This is a genomic window from Dyadobacter subterraneus (assembly GCF_015221875.1).
In the GTDB taxonomy this organism is placed as follows: domain Bacteria; phylum Bacteroidota; class Bacteroidia; order Cytophagales; family Spirosomataceae; genus Dyadobacter; species Dyadobacter subterraneus.
Genome location: NZ_JACYGY010000001.1, coordinates 4,059,518 through 4,084,838 on the forward strand (window position 1 = coordinate 4,059,518; position 25,321 = coordinate 4,084,838).

At 39.3% G+C, this 25,321-nt stretch carries 22 protein-coding genes; 13 read left to right on the forward strand and 9 right to left on the reverse strand.

Features of this window, described 5'->3' with window-relative positions; all coding sequences use genetic code 11:
- Positions 1-277: 277 nt before the first annotated feature.
- Complete coding sequence (locus tag IEE83_RS16850; RefSeq protein WP_194121697.1) at positions 278-739, reverse strand: hypothetical protein; 462 nt, start codon at positions 737-739, stop codon at positions 278-280.
- Between the two features lie 184 nt (positions 740-923).
- Here IEE83_RS16850 and IEE83_RS16855 point away from each other — a divergent pair, with 184 nt between their 5' ends.
- Genes IEE83_RS16855 through IEE83_RS16885 form a run of 7 tightly spaced genes read left to right on the forward strand, consistent with a single transcriptional unit; the run spans position 924 to position 7,768 of the window.
- Complete coding sequence (locus IEE83_RS16855; RefSeq protein WP_194121698.1) at positions 924-1,280, forward strand: S-adenosylmethionine decarboxylase family protein; 357 nt, start codon at positions 924-926, stop codon at positions 1,278-1,280.
- Between the two features lie 2 nt (positions 1,281-1,282).
- Complete coding sequence (locus IEE83_RS16860; protein ID WP_194121699.1) at positions 1,283-3,187, forward strand: DUF4178 domain-containing protein; 1,905 nt, start codon at positions 1,283-1,285, stop codon at positions 3,185-3,187.
- A 3-nt stretch (positions 3,188-3,190) separates the two neighbouring features.
- A complete protein-coding gene (locus IEE83_RS16865) occupies positions 3,191-3,352 on the forward strand; it encodes a hypothetical protein (RefSeq protein ID WP_194121700.1) in 162 nt (53 codons plus the stop codon).
- 30 nt (positions 3,353-3,382) lie between these two features.
- A complete protein-coding gene (locus tag IEE83_RS16870) occupies positions 3,383-3,589 on the forward strand; it encodes a DUF350 domain-containing protein (RefSeq protein WP_194121701.1) in 207 nt (68 codons plus the stop codon).
- Between the two features lie 8 nt (positions 3,590-3,597).
- Positions 3,598-5,118 carry a polyamine aminopropyltransferase gene (locus tag IEE83_RS16875; protein WP_228101843.1) on the forward strand — a complete coding sequence of 507 codons (1,521 nt, stop codon included), beginning with the start codon at positions 3,598-3,600 and terminating at the stop codon, positions 5,116-5,118.
- On the forward strand, positions 5,115-6,713 hold the full coding sequence (locus IEE83_RS16880; protein WP_194121703.1) for an FAD-dependent oxidoreductase: 1,599 nt from the start codon (positions 5,115-5,117) through the stop codon (positions 6,711-6,713). Before IEE83_RS16875 ends, IEE83_RS16880 begins: the two co-directional genes overlap by 4 nt.
- 2 nt (positions 6,714-6,715) lie before the next feature.
- Complete coding sequence (locus IEE83_RS16885) at positions 6,716-7,768, forward strand: hypothetical protein (protein WP_194121704.1); 1,053 nt, start codon at positions 6,716-6,718, stop codon at positions 7,766-7,768.
- A gap of 24 nt (positions 7,769-7,792) precedes the next feature.
- Here IEE83_RS16885 and IEE83_RS16890 read toward each other — a convergent pair whose 3' ends face one another.
- The 7 genes from IEE83_RS16890 to IEE83_RS16920 form a co-directional block, all read right to left on the reverse strand.
- The gene (locus tag IEE83_RS16890) at positions 7,793-8,500 is read right to left on the reverse strand and encodes a DUF4919 domain-containing protein (protein ID WP_194121705.1); all 708 of its coding nucleotides are present in this window, start codon (positions 8,498-8,500) and stop codon (positions 7,793-7,795) included.
- 509 nt (positions 8,501-9,009) lie between these two features.
- Positions 9,010-10,269 (reverse strand): hypothetical protein, encoded by a 1,260-nt coding sequence (locus IEE83_RS16895; protein ID WP_194121706.1) that lies wholly within the window; start codon positions 10,267-10,269, stop codon positions 9,010-9,012.
- Positions 10,266-12,701 (reverse strand): DUF2339 domain-containing protein, encoded by a 2,436-nt coding sequence (locus IEE83_RS16900; RefSeq protein ID WP_194121707.1) that lies wholly within the window; start codon positions 12,699-12,701, stop codon positions 10,266-10,268. Before IEE83_RS16900 ends, IEE83_RS16895 begins: the two co-directional genes overlap by 4 nt.
- Positions 12,702-12,849: 148 nt before the next feature.
- Complete coding sequence (locus tag IEE83_RS16905) at positions 12,850-13,965, reverse strand: hypothetical protein (protein WP_194121708.1); 1,116 nt, start codon at positions 13,963-13,965, stop codon at positions 12,850-12,852.
- Positions 13,966-13,976: 11 nt separating this feature from the next.
- The gene (locus IEE83_RS16910) at positions 13,977-14,609 is read right to left on the reverse strand and encodes an ABC transporter ATP-binding protein (protein ID WP_194121709.1); all 633 of its coding nucleotides are present in this window, start codon (positions 14,607-14,609) and stop codon (positions 13,977-13,979) included.
- Positions 14,610-14,980: 371 nt separating this feature from the next.
- Complete coding sequence (locus IEE83_RS16915; RefSeq protein WP_194121710.1) at positions 14,981-16,060, reverse strand: hypothetical protein; 1,080 nt, start codon at positions 16,058-16,060, stop codon at positions 14,981-14,983.
- A gap of 19 nt (positions 16,061-16,079) precedes the next feature.
- Entirely contained in the window at positions 16,080-16,874 is a 795-nt protein-coding gene (locus IEE83_RS16920; RefSeq protein ID WP_194121711.1) for a hypothetical protein, read from the reverse strand.
- 429 nt (positions 16,875-17,303) lie between these two features.
- On the opposite strand from IEE83_RS16920, the gene IEE83_RS16925 reads away from it, so the two are divergent.
- The 5 genes from IEE83_RS16925 to IEE83_RS16945 all read left to right on the forward strand — a co-directional run bounded on the left by IEE83_RS16925 (position 17,304) and on the right by IEE83_RS16945 (position 22,640).
- Entirely contained in the window at positions 17,304-17,708 is a 405-nt protein-coding gene (locus tag IEE83_RS16925; protein ID WP_194121712.1) for a hypothetical protein, read from the forward strand.
- A 132-nt stretch (positions 17,709-17,840) separates the two neighbouring features.
- Positions 17,841-18,740, forward strand: coding sequence for a metallophosphoesterase family protein (locus IEE83_RS16930; protein WP_194121713.1), 900 nt, complete (start codon positions 17,841-17,843; stop codon positions 18,738-18,740).
- Between the two features lie 180 nt (positions 18,741-18,920).
- Entirely contained in the window at positions 18,921-19,964 is a 1,044-nt protein-coding gene (locus IEE83_RS16935) for an NAD(P)-dependent alcohol dehydrogenase (protein WP_194121714.1), read from the forward strand.
- Between the two features lie 462 nt (positions 19,965-20,426).
- The gene (locus IEE83_RS16940; protein WP_194121715.1) at positions 20,427-21,083 is read left to right on the forward strand and encodes an outer membrane beta-barrel protein; all 657 of its coding nucleotides are present in this window, start codon (positions 20,427-20,429) and stop codon (positions 21,081-21,083) included.
- Positions 21,084-21,089: 6 nt separating this feature from the next.
- Positions 21,090-22,640, forward strand: a complete 1,551-nt coding sequence (locus IEE83_RS16945; protein WP_194121716.1) for a M43 family zinc metalloprotease — start codon at positions 21,090-21,092, stop codon at positions 22,638-22,640.
- Positions 22,641-22,769: 129 nt separating this feature from the next.
- Here IEE83_RS16945 and IEE83_RS16950 read toward each other — a convergent pair whose 3' ends face one another.
- Positions 22,770-24,473: a tetratricopeptide repeat protein gene (locus tag IEE83_RS16950; RefSeq protein WP_194121717.1), complete on the reverse strand. Its 1,704-nt coding sequence runs from the start codon at positions 24,471-24,473 to the stop codon at positions 22,770-22,772.
- Between the two features lie 267 nt (positions 24,474-24,740).
- Here IEE83_RS16950 and IEE83_RS16955 point away from each other — a divergent pair, with 267 nt between their 5' ends.
- A complete protein-coding gene (locus IEE83_RS16955; RefSeq protein ID WP_310588522.1) occupies positions 24,741-25,223 on the forward strand; it encodes a VOC family protein in 483 nt (160 codons plus the stop codon).
- Positions 25,224-25,321 lie beyond the last annotated feature (98 nt).

Consider the following 25,321-nt stretch of genomic DNA (forward strand, 5'->3'; position numbering starts at 1 on the left):
ACCGTATTCAGACGAAAAGCAGCAGCCGCCACAAAAATTTTTGTGGTTATAAATGAGAAAAAATCAATTGAATTATGCGTGCAGATCTACGAATCAAATACATCCGGAAAAACCGGAATTTTGATCTCGACAGAAAAACACATTGTTGAAGAGCCAGCCAATTCAGGAGAATTCCTAAGCATGGAATTCGCAGTAAAATTAACCAGAAGCATATATACGCCTGGCAGATATAACAGATTTAGTCTTTTATACAAAGAAAACCTTCCCAAAAATGGCTTTAAACGATTGCAGGCGGATGGAAGATATCCGGAGAGAGTTTTGAAAGTTTTACCTGCAACAGGAAATTATAGGATACCAAAAGCGATTCCCGCATCTGGCAGGCAGGCATCATCAACTCATAGCTTTTTAGCTCCATTGGTTGAAACAGCAGTTTGGACATATAATCTTTTTCTGCCTGTTTCTTCTCCTGTTCCTCCAAAGCGGCGAGTTTTTTAGCCAGATAACATTTCCCGTCACAATGCAACTGCGGTCTGTTACGGTTTACGCAGAGATTTGCGACAATGTAATCCCGACGAACCTCAAAATCCAGGTACAACAACGGAATCACCCACACTTTTACAAGCATGAGGCTTAGCAACCCAAGCGCAATCCATTGTTTAAATTTTTCCACCGATAATGAACATCGTAATATGATCGCAAAGCTACGTAATGAATCAATACAGAATATTCTTTTTTTCAAAATTAATCCTGTTTTGACAATTACAGAACATTTAGCAGACGAGCGGTTACAGGCTACGAAAAATCTAAAATCCGGAAATTAACTTTCTGTAACTCTATTTCAATTAATTGTTTACCGTTTGCTCAGCAGTCTTGCAGATTAACAAGTTTTTGATAAAATTGCTGCACGTATTAATGAAAAAAGATTGGAAAATTACTCACCCGGACTTCATATCATTGCCACCCTGCAATCTGACGAAACTGCATTGCTTGATAAATTTGAAGATTTTAAAAATCTGGCGGATCGTTTAATCCAAATTTATGGCCTTCAGAAACTCGGAGAAGTATATCATGATTTTCAGCCTGGCGGTTTTACCGGTGTGATCTGCCTGAGTGAAAGTCACCTGTCGCTTCATACCTGGCCGGAATTCAACAAGATTAATATTGATATATATCTTAGCAATTATATGCGGGACAATAGCGCCACCGCCAAAGCTTTGTTTCAGGAAATAAGCACTTATTTCAAAGCCATGGTTTTGGTTGAACAAACTATAAGACGATAGCTATGGAAAATACAAATAACATCCATAGCTGCCCATCTTGTGGAGAAACAATAGACTTTAAAAGTACCGTTAACAACCTCGCAGTATGCACCTGCGGACTCGTATGGGAACGTGACGGCGAAAACCTTTCGGCTTCTGATACCCTGACAATCAAAAACGCAGCTGATTTTATCCAGAGCGGCACAACCGGCAGCTGGAATAATCTTCCATTTACAGTTACGGGCCGTTTCCGTTTGTGGTTTGAGCAGGCTGTATATAACTACTGGTCGGTGGACATGGGCGATGAAAAAATCAGGTATCTGGCGGAGGGTTATGGCATGTTTGCAATTTATGAACCTGCCAGTTACATCCGCCCTATCAACCATAATGATTATAACATCTTCTCAACTGCCCGGCAATTTACGACACCGGATAATGAGCATTACGAAGTCACAGATAAAGATTCTGCCGATTATATTGATGTAGAAGGCTCGGTTTTCAAACCAGCGCATACCAAACCTATAAAAAGTATTGAAGCGGTATCGATCAACGGAAGAATTGAAATCATTCAGTTCAGCAAAAATACCGTGATGGCATTCAAATCGCATCCGGTTTCATTTGAAGACCTGAATTTTCAAAATTTAAGAGAGAAAACAGGAGAAGGAAAAACTTTTGCATGCCGGAATTGTAACACAAAAAAGGTCATTGAAACCTATCCGTATGCGCAGAGCTGGGTGTGTGATCATTGTGAAACCAGACTTTCTGTTTCGGATGGTATGCTGGTACAGGCGCACGGTGTAAACAAATCGACATCGCCAATAATCCATGTTCCGATCGGCTCTGACATTGAACTACAAAATGTCAATTACCGGGTTATAGGTTTTTCACATAAGCAGGACAGCGCTTCAAAATATGATAAATGGAAGGAATATACGCTGTATAACAAATATTTAGGTTATGCATTTTTGACCGAATCTGACGGACACTGGATGTTGTTAAAAGAAACGCAGCAAGCTCCGCTTCCCTCTGTTGCCTCCCTGAATTATTTTTCTTTTGAAGATAAAACTTTCAACCGGTTTCTCACCTACAAATTCGATATCCTTTACAGTACCGGGGAATTTCCCGGCAATATTTTTGATGACCACGAGGAAATCCAGGCTATTGATTTTATATCCCCGCCCGAAATTCTGAGTATTGAGAAAGAATCCGGCAACAGGAATGTCTGGTTTCGGGGAGAATATATTGAACGGAATGTGATCAAAAACCAGGTTTCCGGTTCCATTCCAAGCAGCTACGGAGTTGCTCCCGCTCAACCTAAAAACTGGGCAGATACTGGTACGATCGTACAGTCTGCATTAATTGTCATGGTCATAATGTTACTGACACAATATTTCATCAACATGAATCATCTCGAAAAAACGGTTCTGGATGAAAATTACAAGCTTGCAGATTCGGTTGCTTCCAACACATTTATGACAGAGAAATTTGTACTTAAAAAGTGGAAAAGTAACCTTTTACTTAAACTATACGCTCCGGTTGACAATTCCTGGTTCGAATTCAACATTACCCTTGTCAATGTCAAAGATGGATCAGAATACAATATGGAAGAAGGCCTGGAACTATATAAGGGATATTCTGATGGAGAATTCTGGTCTGAAGGCAGTGCTTATGGAGACGCATATTTTAGCAGTATTCCGGCAGGAACCTACTTTATGTCGGTCACAGGGACAAGAGATTCAAAGACCATGTATAACAACAGGCCTTATATTTTCAACGTAAAAGTAATTAACGATACACCCATGTATCGTAATTTCATCCTGATCTTACTTTGTATCATAACCTGGCCGATTATTTCCGGAATCAGAAATTATAACAATGAAAGGCAAAGATGGTCCAATAGTCCTTATTCCACCTTTAACGACGATTAACGTATGAAAAATTTTTTGCAATCCTTTTATCCGATGCGCTGGTATTTTCTGTTTGCAATCGGCATGATCGGCTGGATGGCGTACGCAGATTACACCGGCTGGCGAATATTGTCCTTCTCAAACAATCAGCAATGGAGCGCTTCGGGGCCTGGCGGACACAAATAATATTTCTTTCAACGCATAAATACATTATTGATGCAACAGTATATCATAAGTTCGCTCGTTTATTCAGGCATCGGCATTTTTGTATTGCTGGTAAGTTTTGCCATCATTGAACTGCTAACGCCAAAACACAATCTTCGCCGGGAAATCATGGAGAATAAAAATGTCGCCGTCGCCATTTTTGCAGGATTTTTCATGATGGCCATCGCAATCATCATTGCCTCGGCAATCCACGGATGAGTATAATTTTGAAAAAAAACAGTTCGCAATGGGTGCTGCTTCTGGCGGTTTTCATCATAGCAACCTGTGGTCTTATTTATGAACTGGTCGCCGGGACGCTGGCCAGTTATTTGCTGGGCGACAGTGTTACCCAATTCAGTATTATCATAGGCGTATATCTGTTTTCGATGGGTATCGGCTCATATCTTTCGCGTTTTTTTAATCATTATCTGATTGAATGGTTTATCCGCGTCGAGCTGCTTGTCGGACTTGTGGGCGGATTCAGTGCTGCATTATTATTTCTGGTCTTCCCATTGGCGGTCAGTTTTCAGCCCATTTTGTATGCGATTGTTTCTGTAACAGGAATACTGGTCGGGATAGAAATTCCTTTGTTACTGAGAATTTTAAAAGACAAAGTCGAATTTAAAGAACTTGTCAGCAGGGTTTTTACATACGATTATATCGGAGCGCTGCTGGCATCGCTGATTTTTCCACTGTTGTTTGTACCCTATCTTGGCCTTATCCGTACCAGTCTTTTTTTTGGCCTTCTCAATATTGGTGTGGGACTTTATCTGTGTCATTATTTTTCAGCTGAAATAAGAAATGTAAACAGGATCAGAATGGGTGGAATCGTGATTTTGATTGCACAAATTGCTGCCTTTATTTTTTCGGGAAATATCATGAGTTTCAGTGAAACGCTTGCCTTCAACGATCAGGTTGTTTATTCAACATCTACACCTTATCAGCGTATCGTGATCACCAAAAACAGACGGGATCTGCGCCTTTATCTGAATAATAATCTTCAATTCAGCTCGGCTGACGAATATCGCTATCATGAAGCGCTGGTCCATCCGGCAATGATGGCTGCCAACAACCCCAAAAATGTATTGATCCTGGGTGGCGGTGATGGACTTGCCGCGCGGGAAATTTTGAAGTACAATTCAGTTAAAAGTATACAACTGGTGGATTTGGATCCGGTTATGACAAAACTATTTAGTACCCAAAAGATCCTTTCCGAAATCAATCATCACGCATTGACCAATTCAAAAGTTACGGTTACCAATGCAGATGCATTTGTCTGGTTAAAGGAAAATAAAAAAAAGTTCGACTGTGTCATTATTGATTTTCCGGATCCATCCGGTTTTTCGGTTGGAAAGCTCTATACCACAGCTTTTTACCGACTATTAAAAACTGCAATGACAACAAACGCGGTAGCTGTAATTCAAAGCACCTCTCCCTATGTTGCGCCGAAAAGTTTTTGGTGCGTCAGTGAAACTTTGAAGGCTTCCGGTTTTAATGCAGTTGCGTATCACAACTATGTGCCTTCTTTTGGGGAATGGGGTTATGTAATGGCAATGAATTCTGTTTCTTACCAAATTCCTGATACATTCAATATTGAAAAAAGATATATTAGCCAGGCTGTTATGCAGCAAATGCTTCAATTTCCCGAAGATATGAAAGCGCATGAACCACTGGAAATTAACAAGCTGAACAACCAGGCGCTGGTCACCTATTTCGAACAGGAATGGGGAAAATATCTTGAACAATGAAAAGAGGAGATTTCATCAGATTATCAGCCGGATTAGCCATCATGGCTCCCCTGATTAATTCCTGTGCTGAAAAAAAACCGATGCCTGGAAAAATTATTGGTGCTTCTTCCAAAACCGGTCACCTGCTCCGTGACCATGCTTTTGGTGAAACACAGGATTCTGAGCCCAAACAGGTTGTTATTATCGGTGCCGGAATCAGCGGGTTATCTGCGGGCAGACATCTTCTAAAAAACAATATTACCGATTTTGTAATTCTGGATCTGGAAGAGCATTCCGGTGGTAACTCTTCTTCGGGAGCAAACCGGATTTCACAGTATCCCTGGGGAGCGCATTATATTCCTTTGCCAAATAACAATCTGACTGAATATCTTTCCTTTCTTTCGGAAGCTAATGTTATTACGGGTTACGATCAGGCCGGATTACCTGTTTACAACGAATATTTTCTTTGTCAGGACCCGGAGGAAAGGCTTTATATCAACGGAAAATGGCAGGATGGGCTCGTACCCAAATCAGGCCTGACTGACGCTGAACTGTCCGAGTTTCATAATTTTTTTCTTTTGATGAATGAGTTTAAAGAAATGAAAGGAAAAGATGGCAAAGATGCTTTCAGCATTCCGGTTAATACTTCCAGCAAAGATGAACGTTTTGTGGAGCTTGATAAAATAACAATGAACGAGTGGATGAGGCGTCAGGATTTTAGCAGTGCTTATATCAAATGGTATGTTAATTACTGTACGCGGGATGACTTTGGAACGACTTCCGAAAATATCAGCGCCTGGGCCGGTATCCATTATTTTGCCTCCCGAAAAGGAAAATCAAACAACGCCTCCTATAATGATGTGCTAACCTGGGAGCAGGGAAATGGTTTTTTAGTGCAGCATTTACAGAAAGATTTACATCAAAAAATTAAAACAAAATCACTTGCCACATCAGTAAAATACAAAAATGACAGCGTTCAGATTAACTATTTTGATGTCCAAACGAAAACCCTGAAAAGCTATACGGCGCAACATTGCATTCTGGCCATTCCACAATTTGTTGCCGCCCGTTTGCTGGAAGATCAGCAGCGTCAGGTTTTGGTAAAGGAAAATATGCATTATGTACCCTGGATGGTGGCCAATCTGACTGTACAGCAAACCGAGGAACGAAACGGCCAGCCCGCGAGCTGGGATAATGTGATCTATGAGAGTGAATCGCTCGGATATGTTGATGCCACGCATCAGCAATTGCAGCAAAGAAAAGACAAAAGAAATCTCACTTATTATCTACCATTAACCCACGCCGAACCGGAAATAGCAAGAAAGCATGCTTACCAGACATCACATTCTGAATGGACTGAGAAAATCCTGGCCGATCTTCAAAAGGTTCATCCTGACATCCGAAAGCAAACTGAAAATGTTGATATTATGGTTTGGGGACATGCGATGGTGCAGCCTAAGCCTGGTATGATTCACGGGAATTTAAGAACAAAACTGGCAGAGAGTATTCATCAAAAAATACACTTTGCCCACACGGATATTGCGGGTATAAGTATTTTTGAAGAAGGTTTTTATCAGGGAATCGGAGCAGCAGAAAAAATCATAAAAACTATTTGAGTATGGCTCAAAAACAACCGTGGCTGGGAAAACCGATTGTGGATATTCTTTTCATTTTGTTCCCACCCTTTCTTTGTCTTTTGGCAATTATTTGCTTTCCTGATGTTTTTCAAAACAACAAAAACATGCCTGACGCATGGTGGGTACTTTTGATCTTATTGGTGGATGTTGCTCACGTTTACAGTACGTTGTATCGAACCTATTTCAACAAAGCAGCTTACCGGAAATTCAAACCGTTGCTTATCTCAATTCCTGTCTTATCTTTTATAGTCGGGGCATTGGTATATACATTGAGCGACAATTGGTTCTGGCGGATTCTTGCCTATTTAGCCGTGTATCATTTTATCAGACAGCAATATGGCTTTATGAAACTTTACAGCCGCTACGAAAGCACACCAACCTGGGAGAGAAATATTGATAAGTTTGTCATTTATTACGCCACTATTTATCCGCTTTTAAATTGGCACTTAGGCGATAAAAGGAATTTTAACTGGTTTGTTGATAATGATTTTGTCTTCTTTCCTGCCGCAGGAATTCTGGAATTTGCAGCGGCCGTTTACTGGATTTCCATTGCCATTTATCTGTTAAAAGAAATGCTGAATCTTTTCAGAAATCAGCGGATCAATATCCCTAAATTTGTCGTCGTCACCGGCACTTTAATTTCCTGGTATTTTGGTATCATTTATTTCAACGGCGATCTGGCTTTTACGCTTCTGAATGTGATCAGTCACGGAATTCCTTACATGGCGTTGATATGGATTTCTGGAAGTAACGAATTTGAAAAACAAAAAACGGATAAATTAGTACAGTTCTTTTTTGGGAAATATGGTATTGTATTTTTCCTGGGATTGATATTTCTGCTGGCATATCTTGAAGAAGGATTGTGGGACTGGACCGTTTGGAAAGAGCACAAAAATATATTCGGCTTTTTCCATCAGATTCCTTTTCAAATAGACCGTACATTGCTGGCCGTTATCATTCCATTACTCACACTCCCTCAAATCACCCATTATATTGTGGACGGTTTTATCTGGAAAAAACCGAGGGAATATTGAATAGGATCTACTGGATTAAAGATTTCATTTCTTATCGTCCTCTGGCAAACGGACTGCATCGTAATTATATAAGACCTCAAAATAGAGATATTTGATCACGCCAGAATCCGGATCTTTCAGTTCCCAACTATCCACGACGGAATGTGCCAACATTTCTGATTTCCGTATTTTTTTCTTAATCCCTAACTTACCAGCCAGGATATATTCGTCGTTAACCGAGGTAACTTTAAAAGCTTGTTCACGATTCATTCCGCTCCCCGAAGACTCTATCGCCCGAAGCAATTCTACGGCCTTATTTTTGGCAATATCCGCTTTCTCCGGCTGCGATTCCTTGTTGTAACAATATGCCAATTTGTAAAGCACATTTAAATTAACCGGATTTTCCAAAAGTATTTGTTCACCAATCTTAATCGCCTTTTTTAATTGTCCTCTATTTATAAACTGTTCGAATTGCATGGCATTTTTACCGAAATTGAAAAATTTATAACTGCTGGAATAAAGCTGTCCATAATATAAATACATCCCTTTTTCCATCGAATAATATTCCGGCTGAGCATTAAACTCGTCCAATAACCGGGGATAAAAATACTTATGACTGCTATCCCTGGTTACCGTTTTTATTTCTTCCAGTGGTACCCCTTGCGCCCTGCATACATTCAAAAGCGAAGATAAAAGAACACATGCATAGATTGGGAGCTTGAATTTTAGAACCAGTTTGGAATAAATTTTCATTGTAGATTACATAAATGTACTGTCATGCACTTTTTTCCTTTAAGCGTAAAATTCTAAGCCGCAATCACCATTTTCACTTGTTGCCAGAATTTATTTAACGGTTATGCCAATTCTGAAACAATTGGTAAATCGCGACTTAAAAGTTATCCTCCTTACTCAACTATGAAAAAACTATCGTTCATTATTATTATTTTATTCGTTTCCTTTTTGCTAATAATTAAATATTTCGATTTCCGCAATCATCATGGCCGAATTGAGAACAAAGATCACAATCTCCCCATTCTTTTCGAAGGGACTTTCGAACAAAACGCCGGTGCTTTTTCTGATTTTAATGAAAATGGTTTAGAACAGATTTCCTTTTGAATTAAATGACTGGCGGGCGGCAATGTCCGCCGGGCTTTTTCAATAAATTCTCTGTCCGATTTCACACTTATCATAGGAACTAAGTCGCTGTAATAAAACAAAATCGCCATTAGTTTTCCAAAAGTTTAAGCCTGTCAAAATTGCTATTAACCGTTATTTTTCATCTCTTTAACCATTTGAATCGACATATAAACCAATAGCGCAGCAACAAGGAATAATCCCAGCCAAATCCAGTTTTTGGTTAGGAAAAAAGTGTCTTTCGCTACGTTGATTGGATTTGCATCCGGCCCTTTCCGCAAACCACCAATTGTAAGTACGGGAATGTTTTCTTCAATCTGATTCTGAAAGCCTGCAAGATCATAAACTGGTGAGGCCAAACCTGCCGAACCTATTTTCAATGTATACCTTTTCCCTTTTTCCAAATATACCTGGATGAAATTTTTATTCTGAAAAGCTTGTACTCTTAGAAGGTCAAGTGGTGGATTATCCTGATTTTCAATCAGAATGAAAAAAGATGCCACGGAGTTATTTTCCAAAAAAATCGTATTTACAGAATCGTTTGAAGATAATGTAAAAAACTTATAGGGGTCGGAATCAAAGCTGTTATTTTCCTTCCGGAGAGCCGTTTTAATCCTGGGATCTGCCAGATACAGTTTTGCATTTCGTTGAAAAAACCTTGGTTTTTTAATTTTAAAAACCAGTTGATTTATCATATAGGGTTCTCTGAAACCAAATTTAAACAGACTTGCAGAAGGCTCCTCTGTTCTTTCCTTGCTCATCTGAGGTTCAGGCAGAGCTAAAAGCGAAGCTTTATTTTTGACATGTACTACATATCCAATAGAAAGAACATTTATTGAAAGATCATCATGGTTATTGGATTCAATTTTGTAAAACTTATAATCTGTCCGCGGTATATCAATCTGGTAATCACCCGTGGTTTCATCACTATTTTCAGAATTCTGAAATGCACTCAGCAAAAATTCACTTCTTACCGCAAACCAATTTTCTGCGTCATTGCTACCACTTATTCTGAGCTTTTTATTTATCCAAACGCGCTTGATTTTCATAACTAACGATGAAAGACGAATTGCCTTTGGATTTTCGAAAATGATAAAACCTCGTGAATCCTCGTCCTTTCTTTCTATAATAGGGAGATTTACCGTTTTGCTCTTCGAAACTATGCCAGCCTCAGTTTTAATCAAATACGGAACCTCTGTTGAGCTTTCCGAAATTCTAAACCTATTGAACTGATTTTTTGCCTTGGCCAAAACTTGCGGCGATAAGGGGATTTTATAAAATCCATCTGCAGGTATTTCAGGAATAGCCGCCTCCCAGGTATCTTTCTGCGCTTTTGCAGACAACAAAGACAGAAAGCAAAAAGACAAAACTGTTAGAAATCTGGTCACTGTATTTCAGGGTTTTCTGAAGTGATGTCAGCCTTTAATTCATCTTCTAGAAGAAGTATTTTCAATCTCTGATACATAAATGAAATTACCAGCAAGAGAACGCCCAGAGAAATAAAAGCCCCGATTTTCCCTCCTTCTGAAAGTCCTCTGATATCAACTATGAACAGTTTTAGCAGCGCCAGGCCAAACAAGGCAAGGGAAGCTATACGGATGGTCTTTGATTTCCATTTCATCCCCAGGTAAATAAGTATGAAAGAACATATTCCCCAAAGAATTGCAAAGCCAGCTTTATGATTTGCTGTCAAAATTTCGTCAACAGAAACATGAGGATTCCAGTAAGAAGCTACCATAATATGATCCAATTCAGCGCTAGCCGCATAAACGATAGCCACGATGGTTATCCATTGAAAAGCCTTCTTCATTTTAAATCTTTCTGCAAAACCTTTACAGAAAACGGATATGAAATACAGGTTTGCAAGTGACAAAAATGTAAGGATATAATGGCTTAAAAAGCTAAGCCTGGAACCCGACCGCAATAAATAATTTTCCCGTATCCAGATAGTTTCTTTATTGTAGACAGCAAAAGCCACAACCATTACAGCAGCATACAAAAGCGTAGCAAACTGTACTTCCCATCGTAAATTTCTACTAAAATAAACCAGCAAAAGAGACCATATGTAATTGTAGCATCCAAGAATGATGATTCTGGTAGCAGGGAAATAAATTTCTGCCTGATAATGAAGTTCCAGTATAATACCAAAGTAGGTCAAAATCACAGCTGCAACAGAAAGAACATCAAGGTATATTGATACATCCTGCGTTATCAGTTTGCCGGAAAGAAAATAACGTTTCATTAAAGTAATGTAAGCCAGAAGTCCTCCAATTGCTACTACGCTGGTCACAAAACCTTTATTAAGAAACGGAAATAAATGACTTCCATTTTTGATCGGTTCCGGATCCAGATAAATATTTTTCCAATCCAGCAGTAGACTTATAATCAGAAGTACCACCAGAATTGCAGAAGCCTCACGTAGAAAATGGATTCCCGATTTGTGGGCAAGCCAAACCAATAGCACCGATTCACAAGCCCAGAACAAAGTAATGTAATTGCCTTCCAGCTGAATAGGTGCCGCCAGACTCACGAAAGTAAGTACAAGACCGATCAGTAAATAGAGCAGGTTCCGGTCAACTCTGTTATTTTTATAGAGAAAAAAGGCAAATAGGAAGTTTACTGCCGCCATAAAAATCGTGAACGTACCTCTGTATATTCCGTCTTGAACCTGACCTAAAATTAAAATTCCTGCCGCGAAACAGACAGCAGTATTGCTGAGCAACTGAACAATTTCGAGTTCTTTAAAGGCCACTTTTTCTTTGATGTTATTGATAACATTCATAACGAAAAAGACAAAATAGAACAAGACTGCAAACCTCAGAGCACCCCAGTAGGGCTTTGGTTCGGTCACATTCATGTTTACAATTTTGGTACAGACCCATCCTCCAAAAAGCAGCATCGTCAAAACAAAACATATCTGATTTATCAGATTCCATTTCTTATAATAAGCCAGCACGAGCATTCCAACATTCAGGATGAGCAAATAGGAAAATAAAACAACATAATTTCCTTCGCCAGAACTCACAAGAAAAGGTGCACAAAAGCCTCCGACAATAGCAAGAACCGCCAATTCGAGGCGGTCGTATGATATGGATAAAAACACAGTTGCGGCTGTAATGAAGACCATGATCACAAAAGCGACTTCCTGGCCAAACAGATTATACTGCTGATAGGCGATTGTAATGGCAAAATATAATATGGCTATACCTCCACCTATCAGGACTGAACTGAAAGAACGGTAGGCATGTCTCATTCTGTGGGCAATACCAATCAAAATTCCGCCGGTAAAGAGCCCTATGAAGGTCCTGCCGATTTCGTTAATCCAGTTCTGATCAATAGCGTATTTTAGAAAGAATCCCATTCCCAGAACAAGAATTGCGATACCAATTTTATTGATAAGATTCTCTCCTATAAACCTTTCCAGATCCGGATTACGTTGCCAAAACGACGACTCCGGCTCTTGTTCAATCTTTTCAAAACCTACTGCTGGTTCTGGTTCTGCAACGGCCTCAAATTCAGGTCCAGAAACTAGTTCCTGCTGAATTGTCTCAGCAATATTTTGAACTTCTAATACCGATTGCTGTTCAATTATTTCCGCTTCCTGTTCAGCTTTTATTATTTCAAAAAAAGGCCGAATCTCAGACGATACGTCCAATTTCTCAGTCTCATTTCCCTTTGCCAGCGTTTCAATTCTTCTGATCTCATTGAATAGATTATCGAAATTTGCCTGCATCGAGTCAAACCTGCTTTCTAATCGATTCTTATGGCTGTTCAACAACAGCACTATGAGGACAATTCCAATTATGAGAATAAATTCCATTAACTTAATATTATTTTTAAAGAGGGAGTTTCGAATACAATTTGTAGCTAAATGTAAATAAAATGACCAGAATTTATAGTCATATGTAACTTTAAATTACAAGTACTAGTAAAATATATTGCATAGCTGTATAGTAGAAGATCACCAATCATTCGATTGCACCGTAATACCTTCTGTCAAATATAAAAACAGAAACTCCCACGCAAAGCACTGTCAAAAAGGATAATCCACCAAACATCACAATCAGTGCCGAGAAAATAAAGAGGCCAAAAACCTTCTTTAAATAAGATCCCATTTTTGGATTTTGATGATATAAAATAGTCCGCAATAAAAGTGCGAAACTTAATCCCAGGATTGAAATTCTTACTGCTATCAAAGGAGTATTAAGAAAGAAAAACAAGATGATTTCCGGAAGTATCAAAAGCAGATAAAGAAGGACAAATTGTAAGTACATTTTCTTTTTGCTTAAAGGAAAATTACGGCAAAAACTCAGGTAAGAACGCTCAAATTCATTGGACTGATAAATTAAAACGGTATGGGCAGCAATCACACTCAAAATACTGATGCCGGCAATACGGATGTCGTTTTTATTGTCGGGGAACAAAACATACATCCCAATAATGACGATTGCCGAAATAACTTTTGTGATAGCAAATGTGAGTTTGAATCTATAAATGATCTGATAGAGAAAAAGGCTAAAAACCGGCTTTGGAAATTTTCTAATCAAATCAGGAATATAAGGTTCCGACTTTTTTTCAGTAAGATTATTGACCAACCTTGTGTAATAAAAGGCGCTTCCCGAAAGCAGAATCATCTGGTAGACTGGTATTAAAATCGGAATAAAAAAGTAGTGAAAAGCAATTCCTACACCCATAGCAAAAAAGCCCAATGCCAAAATGGGTATGGAGATAACAGATTGAATAATAAACCAGGACAGAAACTGTTTTTTTAGTGACATGGCGTTGCAACTGTAAAACATAAACTGGTACTGATTCAAGGCAAGCTGGGCGGATACGTATTGGCAGCTTTTGATTGTGTAGCCGAGCCAGATCACAAAAAGAATTCCCATGGCAACGGGGTTACTGACCGAAGTGAGTACAAGTTTAAGATTATTCAGCAGAATTTGCTCCTTGTTAAGATGGGTTTGATTCAGAACGTTGGTGAAGAAAAAATTGATAAACAAGGTAACAAACAGTGTCAAAAGCAGACCTGCGTGTACTTTGTAAAAACCGGCAGCAAAAGTTTTCAGTAAAATTCTGGTCATGGCGGGAACGATCAAATATATTTTAAAGTCTGACCGGCAACTAATAATTCCCTGATTCCGTGTGGAAAAGACTCATCTAACGCCTGATGCGACGATAATAAAAAACTTGTCCCCTTCTTCGAATAGTATTCATCAATCCAGCCATACAAGGTTTGAAGCGCTTGGCTGTCCATGGTAATCAGGGGCTCATCAAGTAAAATGAGTTTTGGATTTCCGATAAAGGCCAAAAGAAGAGAGAGTTTCTTTAACATTCCGCTTGAAAAAGTGCCAACCGGATCGCTCACGTAAGACCCCATTTTCATCGTCTCTACAAAATAATCAGCCTGTTTTACTGGCGCATCCTTCGCTTTTGTAAACAGTCTGATCAAGTCGGTTCCGGTGAGAAATTCAGGAAATACCGGCTCCGCTTCTGCAAAATTGACTAGTTTTCGGTAAGCTACTGGTTGCGCTTTTATACTGACATCCGAAGCAAGCGAAAGATCGCCCTCAAATGCAATTATACCTGCTGCCGATTTAAGAAATGTACTTTTACCGGTTCCATTGGCACCACGAATCCAGCTTATACCCGATTCAATAGTTAAATTGTCAATTTGAAGAATGAGATCTTTGTTATATGATTTTTTAAAATTCGTAATTTTCAGCATCTGCTACCTGGTATAATATCCGTCCAGCCATTACTTGGATCACTCCAAATTTATATAAAAGAAACTATTATATACAATCCGAATCAGACAAATTTTCACTTAGGTAGAAATACTGGAAAGTAGAGCGAAAAGCCGGGAAATAATTTTGGATTCTCTAATATTAAATCTTAAAGTATAACAATTGGCGGATGCCATTTTTGTTTAAGCCTCGCAAAAAGTTTTATAAAATGTGCTTTAAAACTTGCAAAAAAATTGAAGGAGATTTCGAAATGAAGGGACGCATCCGATGCGCATATATTTCGAAACATTTGCACCAAACCCAAAGAGACCAAGATAGTTAAAGTCCTATTTTATTATTAACCAAAACGTCGTTAAAGCTTTGTAACCTTAATATTTCCAATAAAACAATCCACCAGATCCGGCTCCTGAGTAAAACTTCTGATTACAAAACCAGTATATAACAATCCGTCTGCAATGCTGCAATCGCCACAAGGTTTGCCATATTTGGTTTTAAATTGTGAGGAGTTGGTGAATTCCTTTCCGTTAAGAAACAAAGAAATAAGCGGACCTTTTTTTATCAGCTGAATGTGCACCTTACGTTTTTTGCTGGTGAATACGGGCTGGGCTTCGGTAAAATAACCGCCTTTGTCGTTATAATCCATTTTCGATGGATAGTTTAAAAGGTCAATTTTTAATTCCCCCCGGTAATTATGATTTTCATCCAGTGCACTTTGGTTGCCGGCTGTAATACTTGTTTTCAAACCGGAAGAATAGGTCACGCCATCGCTGCCCTTTTTGCTGCCTTTCAGTTCCATCGTGAGGTTTGCCCCCCACCTGCCGTCAAATGCGGAAGTGACGACATCATATTCCAGACTGAAATTTTCAGGCAGATTTTTAAGCGTGGCAGGTGTTAGTTCCGTGCTATATCCCAGCTTTAACCAGTTCCCATTTTCACCTTCAATCTTCGATATAACATGAGTTTTTCCTGTCGAGCTAAAATGCCAGCCGGCGGGTTTGCTTCCAACTTGTTCCTGCGAAAAGTCATCAAACAACACAACACCAGCTGGCAGATTTCCCAGTTTTTTAGCAGTCAGGTCTTTTTTTTCGGCAGTTGTATTTCTGTAAGAATCCAGTCTCGCCTTTAATTCACCAGCATTTGATGGCGCGTAGGTTTTGCCTTTAATTTTGTCGGGGTCATAGAAATAATTGTAGATGTAATCATAATTAATGTTTTGTGACATTGCTGTATACAATTCATACAACTGATTTCCTCTGTCTTTTTTTTCAAATGGGAATGCAACGGCTATCCATAATGGTGTTATGTCATTCAATTTGGCCATGGTTGCTGCATCCAGTTTCAGAACCTGAAAAGCCTGATTCAGACCTTTTCCAAAGTTATCAATTTTAAAAATATCCGGGTCCGTTTCAAAACTGAACATACTGGGCTGCATACTACGAATAATTGCTGCTTCATTTTAATGAGTTTGCATATCGTCTTTTCAATTCCTGTATATTCTTTCTGTATCTGGTAATGTCGTTTTTCTCAAAATAATCCAGCGCCTCATCCTGCTTTTTCTTATTATCAGGCCATTGCGATGCAACCTCTTTTCTTTTGTCAGCCAATACTTTTTGCAGGCCCTCTTCGGCCTTTTGCAATAACTCACCTTTACTTACAGAAATCCATGGAAGTTTATTATCAGGCGCCAGATATACTGTGGACCAGTCGTTTACTCTGGTAATATACTTGTAGGCGTTGGGATGAATACGCGGATCTGCTCCCTTCCGGTTATCTAACGTCTGACTGGTTTCAGCATAGCCGTCTGGCTGTATTACAAAATAAAATTCATTTCCCGTATTTATAAAACTGATAGGAAAAGCACCGAATAATTGGTTCGCTGCTATGGCAAACTTTGTATTTTCTTCCGGTATTGGCTTGAAATTTCCATTGGGTTCTGTCCACATTTTATCGTGACTTACATTCCAAACAAGAAAATTAACTCCATATCCCTTGTTATTGATATAGCGTGATGAGGTACCCAAACCACCGACTGGCGTATAACTGGCTTTCATCCACTTGATCATGTCATTGACAATGACCTCCTTCTTTTTGCCGGTCGCGTCGGTCTGCGGTTTCAGGTGATCAAACCGGTTATTGCTCCACCAGCCGATAACGCTGTCCTGTATATCCTGATCATGATCGCGCTGGGCAGAACAAGGAGAGATTGTTACAAAAAAGATCCAAAATACGAAGCAAGGGTATTTCATTGTATTGCCTTTTATGTCATTAGAGCAATATCCGGCTCAGTCACTTTTAGAATCATACGAAATTGAAGTCTAGCTGCAAGGATTTCTCTTAGAAACCAGCTTTATTCTTTTTCAAATTAGAGCAAAGCCAAAACTCAATTGACTGACGAACAGATACTAAACTAAATTAGAAAAAAATATACGATCAAAAAATATACTGAAAAATTTAGGGCATTGTTTGAGTAACCGGTAAGAACATCTGCATTTTCAGTATTGAAATTTATTTTTATGCTTTGATATCACTGCTTCAAGCGCATCAACAGTGACTACCAAAATCCATTAATTAAATTGATGTAACTTTTATTAAAATAATATTGATCTACAAAAGACAATTTAATACAATTACATTACTAAGTGTTTTTTAATACATAAGTCCGATAACCACCTCCGATGAAAAAATTCATAATGTTTTTAGGCTTACTGCTGATTTCTTTAAGTTGTAAGAAAAATGAGGTTTCTCAAATAGAAACGGATAAAACATTTTATACCACAAAAGCCAGAATTTTGGAAATTTCATGCGCTGGTCAGGTTGTACAGCTGCTGGATAACACCGAAAACAAGGGTGAAAACTTTTGGGGAAGGTCGCATCTGAATGGTATTCAGGATAGTTCTAATCCAAATGATACAATTTATAAAAATTGCGTGGTGTTAAATCCGGTTCCACAAAACAGAATCATCCTGGGTGACACGCTGGAATTTACCTATTCAAAAGTCAATGGTTTCAAAAATGTATGCGTCTTAGGTCTTCCCGTCGTTACACTTTATCAAATGGAAAAGCTCAAAAGCAAAATTTAGCAAAGTGATTTTATCCTTTGGATGCATGGTTGGAACCGGGATTTGAGAATCAATTTTGCTTAATGAATTCATAATATTGAAAAGTTCAAAGATCCGGTCGGCAAGCTAACTTTGTCCAAAAATAGCAATAGTATGGAAAGAAGATCGGCGCTGAAAAATATTGGTTTACTTTTAACACCCGCCCTCGCTCCGGGTCCGATCATCAAGGAAAAACAGCCTGTTTTAAGAATAGCTCATCTCACAGATATCCACTTAAAAAATGAATTCACAGCACCTGAAAAATTTGTCAGATGCCTGCACCATGTTCAGCAGCAAACGCCAAAAGTTGACTTGATTCTTAATGGTGGTGACATTGTTTTTGATATGAACAAGGAAAATATTGACACAATCAATGCCCAGTGGAAACTTGTTCATGGTATTATGAAGGCAGAATGCTCTATTCCGGTTCATTACTGTCTGGGAAATCATGACATATGGTGGGACGAGAAAAGCAGGCAACAAACTTTCTACGGGAAGCATTATGCCATGAATCAGCTCGGTCTTTCCCGGCCCTATTACAGTTTTATGCAAAAAGGCTGGAAGTTTATTGTTCTCGACAGCGTACATCTGGATATTGATGATACCTGGTATATTGGAAAACTCGGTGAGGAACAATTCTCATGGCTCGAAAATGAATTAAAAAATACAGATACCCAAACACCGGTGTTGGTTTTATCGCACATTCCAATCCTGACTGCCACTCTGATGATTGAGGACAAAGTGATCAATAAGTGGGAGATATTGGGAGGCGATATGCACACGGATACGTCCAAAATTATAAACCTGTTTTACCAGCACCCAAACGTGAAAGTGTGTTTGAGCGGGCATATTCATTTACGCGACAAAGTGGAATATAATAACGTCAGCTATATCTGCAACGGTGCTGTAAGCGGCGCGTGGTGGAATGGTAATAACCGTCAAACGGCTCCCGGTTATGGTTTGATTGACCTTTATGCAGATGGAAGTTTTGAGGAAAAATATTGTAATTATTAATCGAAATGGCAGAATAAGGTATCGGACTGAATAACAATCAGTTTTCCCAGGTTAATTTCACCTGATGTACATAGTCAGTCAATAGTATTATTTTGATCTCAAAAATCAATTGTTTGATTCTTGCAATCCGTTATTTGCGGAAGTTTCTACCTTTATTTTTTAATTCAACAAAACTATAAAATGATAGAAGCAAAAGCATATGCAGCGCAAAGTGTCGCAGCAGATTTGACTCCATGGAACTTTGAGCGCCGCGAAGTAGGCCCACACGATGTACAGTTTGATATACTATTTTGTGGAGTTTGCCATTCTGATTTGCACCAGGTTAAAAATGACTGGTTTCCTGGAATTTTTCCAATGGTACCGGGACACGAAATCGTTGGCCGCGTGGTTAAAGTGGGTGATCATGTAAAGAAATTCAAAGTAGGTGACCTGGCCGGAACAGGCTGTATGGTTGACTCCTGCCAGGAATGTGAAAATTGTAAAAAGGATCTTGAACAGTATTGTTTGGAAGGCAACACCCAGACTTACAACAGTTACGAACGTGATGGTAAAACGCCAACTTACGGAGGTTATTCCAGCACCATTGTGGTAAGAGAAGAATTTGTTTTACGTATTTCTGAGAAATTAAATCTTGCAGCAGTTGCGCCTTTGTTATGTGCCGGAATCACTACTTATTCTCCATTAAGACACTGGAAAGTAGGAAAAAGCCATAAATTGGCGGTACTTGGACTTGGAGGCCTTGGTCACATGGCTGTGAAATTTGGTGTAGCTTTCGGTGCCGAAGTGACTGTACTAAGTACATCGCCTAAAAAAGAAGAGGACGCAAAAAAATTAGGTGCGCATCATTTTGTTGTAACTACGGACGAAGCGCAGGTTAAGGCTGCAATAGGTACTTACGATTTCATACTGGATACAGTTTCCGCGCCGCACGACTTCAACATGTATCTTTCGCTTTTAAGAACTGACGGAACGTTGATCTGCGTAGGTGTTCCGCCGAAACCGGCTGAAATAGCAGCTTTCAGTTTGCTGGGCGGCAGAAAAAGTATCGGTGGTTCAGGTATTGGCGGTATCGCTGAAACTCAGGAAATGCTTGATTATTGTGCAGAACATAATATCGTTTCGGACATAGAAATGATCGATATTAAGGATATTCATAACGCTTACGAGCGGATGGAAAAAGGAGACGTTCGTTACAGATTTGTGATCGATATCGCAACATTGTAATCGTTATCAGAAGATTTCGCAGATGAAAAACAAAACTTTATAAAAGCATAATCCGCAAAAGAGAAAATCCATTAAGCTTACCTGAATTTCGGTAAGTTTAATGGATTTTTTTTAACCGTATGACCACAGAGGTTGAAACCGAAGGGATTCAACAGGTAATTACTGCAATTTCTTATTTCTGCATAAATAGGCGAATAATGAACAGAACCGGAATTATTTTGAATAAGTAATTGTATTACCACCCAAACCCCCTCCAATTCCAGATTATTATTTCAAAACTGCCTTATTCCTTAATACCAAAGTTTAAAACGGTAAAAATTTAGTTTCATAGAACTAATTTTACACAAACCTTGGAATAACAAATAAAAATTTACGTATACTGTCGAATAAATTTGTAATTATTAAGTATAAATAAGTTACTTTTGAACGTATTAGTATCAATTGGAGCTATAACCTTCTTCTATGAAAATACTTTTTACCTGCCTCATTCTTATTTTTCCGTTCGGACTTACCGCACAAAACAGCCAGCCCGGCAGCGTTCTGACGAAGCAGAAAAAACATACTATAAATTATATCGGTCTTAAATTTGGTGCGTTGGCGAGCTCTTTCAGCCGTAACAGCAGTATCATGATGCCTTCTCCAGGCAAAAAATCTCTTTCTGCCTGGCACGCCGGTCTTGCTATGGATCTCTTTTCAAAAGTAAACTACAACGCCCGTGTTGAATTGTCTTACCTAAGCAAAGGCGCCAGAGAAACGTTTAATAATGACCGCATAAGTATTCAAAGTAAAAACAGATTACATTATTTGCAGCTTAGTGCCCTGCCGCTTGTGCTCAAAGGCGGATCTAAAAAAATCAACCCGTATCTGGCCTTTGGCGGTTATTATGCCAGGCGAATCGGTATTAATTCCCAATCAAAAACCCCACAGCAAAATTGGGAGAATGACCCCATAACAACCAAAAATCTTAATGTCAGGGGCGATTATGGCTACTCGGTTTCGGCAGGCATTTACATTCGTAAAAGACCTGTTTTTGAAATTCGCTACGAAGCCGGATTACGTTCCGTATCATCTTCATCAGATATCAAGAACCGTTCTCTTATCCTGTCCTTTTCTATCTAGTTTGCCATGAAATATCAATTCATGTTTTCTGCCCGGCTCTTTTGCCTGTTTTACGCATTTTGTCTTTTATCAGGCTGCGAAAAGGTAGCTCCCTTGGAAACAGATGAATTTTACAGGTTTGATAATCTTCATAAATTATCAATTCAAAAGCCGAAAACAACCGATTTTTTTCTGGGTACCGAAAAACCCGAAATTCCTTTAAGTGCAATTGCTTACGATGAGCGTGGAAGCGTAATTGAGGCTCCGTCGGAAGTAATTAGTTTTTATAGTAACGATGTTGAAATTACTGGTGAATCCTTTGTACCCGAAAAAGTAGGAAGATATGCTATCGTTGGCAAGCTGGCCGGACAAGTGAGTGATACGATGATTATCAGGGTCTGGAATCCGGCTTCATTGAAACTTTCTTTGAGTATTTCAAACCAGCCCGCGGCGTTTTACGCCAATGGTAAAGACACATTAAATTTCAAGGTCAATGTGCTTAAAGGTAGTAAGGTCGTTGGTGTCAAATTTCCTTATCAGCTCTATGTGAATGATAAGGAGCAGCGGTCCGGAAAATTCGCAACAAAAACTTCCGGCGTTTATAAATTCCAGGTAAAAGGATTGGGCCAGGTTAGTAACGAGATTACCATCAACGCACTTCCCAAACCGACGTATCCGGTGGTACGTTTGCCTGTTATTTTTCATGAGGTCAATACCAGAGTTCTAACGGCAGACAGAATACGACAGTTAACCGCGGACATGAGCCGGGCATTTCGTAATCAGTTTAATATCAACCAGGCAGAGAAAGATCCTAATGCAGAAGATCTTTTTGTAGAATTTTATCCCGCGGAAACTGGTCTTGATGGGAAAAAGCTTAGTTCACCCGGACTTCACCAGGCGGAGAGTTCAAAAACATCCTTTTCTTCGAATGATGCCTTCAACGACGCATTTACTTCATTCTGGGATCCAAGACATTATCTCAATGTTTGGGTTTATCCCAATATCACAGGAGAATATGAAAAGGCATCCTGGTCTTACTACCCCAGTGTGACCGTTCCGATGGATGGGCTTTTAACGGTTGCGGAGGGCACTGCCCCATTCTTTCCCTACGGTATTTTCTTAAATGGAAATCATGCATCGATCAATTACGAAGGCGGGAGGACTGAGGAAGTACTCGCGCATGAGGCTGGCCATGTACTGGGACTGTATCATGTTTTCAACGGAAATAATACAAGCTTTAACTCATGTAACACGGCTGACCCGGATTTCTGCCGCGACACGCCCTTTTACGATCGCAATAGTTACGCCAGTAATATTGACTTTGATCGAAGATATCAAAGGATTTCCTGTGCTGGTGTGGAATATACCTCTACAAATTTTATGGATTATTATTACACCAATAATAATTCTTTTACAACCGAACAGCTGAAAAGGGTGAGGCACGCAATAAACTATTGTATCTGGCTGCCAACGCCTCGTAACAGTGCCAAATCCGGCAGGCAAAATGGACGAAGTTCTCTGGTTGAACGGCCGGCAAATCTTAAATATATCAAACCGGTTATTTGCGAAATGCCCTGATCACGGGAAAAGCATTAAATCACATTTTACGATACTATTTTAGGAAAATCACGGAAGTTATTGATTTAAAAGATTGTGTTGATTTATTAAAATGGATTGTTGACTGGCGTTTGAAACAACAATTAATATTTACTTTTTACTGATCGTAAAAACGCCTTTATCACCAAATTTTCCAGCGTTTTTCAGCTTATCTTCAAACTCATTTTTCTTAACCGTGTCACCTTTAGCGGAATATAAATAGGCTAACCCCATGAACCCCATACCGCTGTTGGGAAAACGTTTTAAAATACTTTCATAGATTTCAATAGCTTTCTCAGTTTTTCCAGCTTTTTCGTAGGCCTTTGCCAGGTTGATCGCAACCGGACGAGGATAAATCGGCGGCTCATTATAGCCAAGCGCAAGTTCGTCTTTATGCGCTTTTTCTAAAAGCGTGATTGCCTCGGAATACTTTCCCTGGGCGGTTTTGACGCAGCCTTGCAGTTCCTGGGATGCCGTGTTAAGGATATCCTGATACCACTTTTTCATTGTACTGTCTTTCGCCGTCTGCTTATCATTACGCCAAAGAAAAGCGTCCAGATTATCGGAATACCTGACAGCATCTTCTGTTTTACCTTTACTGACAGCGTTCATTCCTTTTGCGAAAATTAATATTCCGTCTTTAAAACGCATATTTGAAATATTAAAAACGCTGTCTTTATCTGTGATTATTTCCAGCTGCGCCACAGCTTTATCCCAGTATCCAAAAGCCATTTCCATCCGTGCCGGCGCCATAATACCCTGGGCAAAAAAAGTACCGTCGTAAATCTTCTTACGTTCTTTTGTTATCGGCATTTTTTTTAGTTTTTCGGCGTAAAAAAGACCTTCAATATGTCTGCCATCGTGCGCGCAATTGGCAATCAGGTAATTGATATTATGAATATAATTCCAGTTGTCAACTTCCTGAACACCTTCGTTTTTCATATAGGCAGAATCTGTTTTAACCGCAGCGACGAAGGCATCATGTGCTTTTTTGTAATCCCCCACCCGATTATAAATATGTCCTGGCATATGCACAATGTGGCCGGACGCCGGGGCGAGAGACGCAAGTAAATCCGCGCTTTCCAACGCCCTGTCAGGGCAGCATTGTTCCATCAAATGAATCCAGTAATGGTGAAATGCGTGATTTTGAGGATCCAGGCGCTGAACGTCTTTGAGCAGAAATTCTGCATACATTTGTCCGTCGTTGGGGTTCATGTCATTATCGAAACCACCCATTTTACTCAAAGCCAGCATTAATTTGGCATCGATATCATCCGGAAATTTATGTACGATCACCTCATATTTTCTCAGGATTTCAGGATATGCTTTTTCTTTAAGTGAATCGCTCAGGAGCGCAATTTCCCCATAAAGTTTTTCATGCGGGTTTGCAGTTTTGAGCAGAATCTTTATTTTTTTAATTGCAAGTTTCTTCTGACTCATTAAAATACTGTCCTCGTCAGAACCCGCAGATTGGACAAGTCCAACATACGGCATAATTGCACCTGAATCATTGGCAATTGCCTCTTTAAACGCTCGGTAGGCTTCGAAGTCCCAAAAATCATGTGTCAGGTTCAACCCCTGATTATAATAGGATTGTGTCTTTTCTGATTTGGTTTCAATTTTCATAGACGATTTCCCAATTCCGGTCATCAGCTTTGGGGCAGGCAAATTGTGGATATAAAAACTCGATGCCCGTGCAGCCTGCATATGCGCCAAATGGCTGTGATTAGTCTTATTGTCCTCAACATGGTGGTCGTGCTGAGCCCGGCCCGCAACAGAAATCAGAAGTGCCAATACAAGGAAAAGATTTTTCATTTTTTAAAAGTTGAGGTTGTCAACTTCTAATTTAATGTTTTAAAAGTGGAATCGGCTGATAATTTTATTATACGGAATTTTAATGATTAAACGGGATTTTACTTCAATCTGGGGTGTATTACCGCATGTCAAATCTGTTGGCTGGGAATGAAAATAGTTTGGCTAATTCCTGCCAGTCAAATCACAAAAAAAAAGTTTTAATCGTGTATATTTATGAGGTCAGCATGAAGCGTAATCAACCATAGTCTAAACAATAGAATTCTTTAAATGACAAAGAAGAACTTAATCATTTTGGCACTGGCGGCATCATTCTGTTTTGGTTTCGCATTCAATTCTATTTTGGCTGGAGCAAATAAAAAGGAACCGGAGGTGAGACGGGTTACAGGAATTGGCGGCATCTTTTTTAAATGCAAGGATCCAAAAAAAATCAAGGAATGGTATAGAACACATCTTGGCCTGGACACTGACCCTTACGGAGCAAAGTTTGTCTGGCGACAAGAATCAGATTCCACAAATCAAGGTTATACCTTATGGACTCCCTTTCCTGAAAAGACCAAATATTTTGAGCCTTCTACAAAGGATTTCATGATTAATTACCGGGTTGAAAACATCGAAATGCTGGTAGAAGAGCTAAAAAAGGAAGGCGTAACGGTTTTGGATTCAATAGAAACCTATGACTATGGAAAATTCGTTCACATCGTTGATATAGAAGGCAACAAAATTGAATTGTTTGAAGCTGGTAAGGAATAGTAAGTTTATAGCGGTTTTTTGAGAAATTCTTATAAGAAACTGTAAAGCCGTCTGAATTGTATTCAAATACCCCTGTGATTTCCTGTTCTCTTTCCATC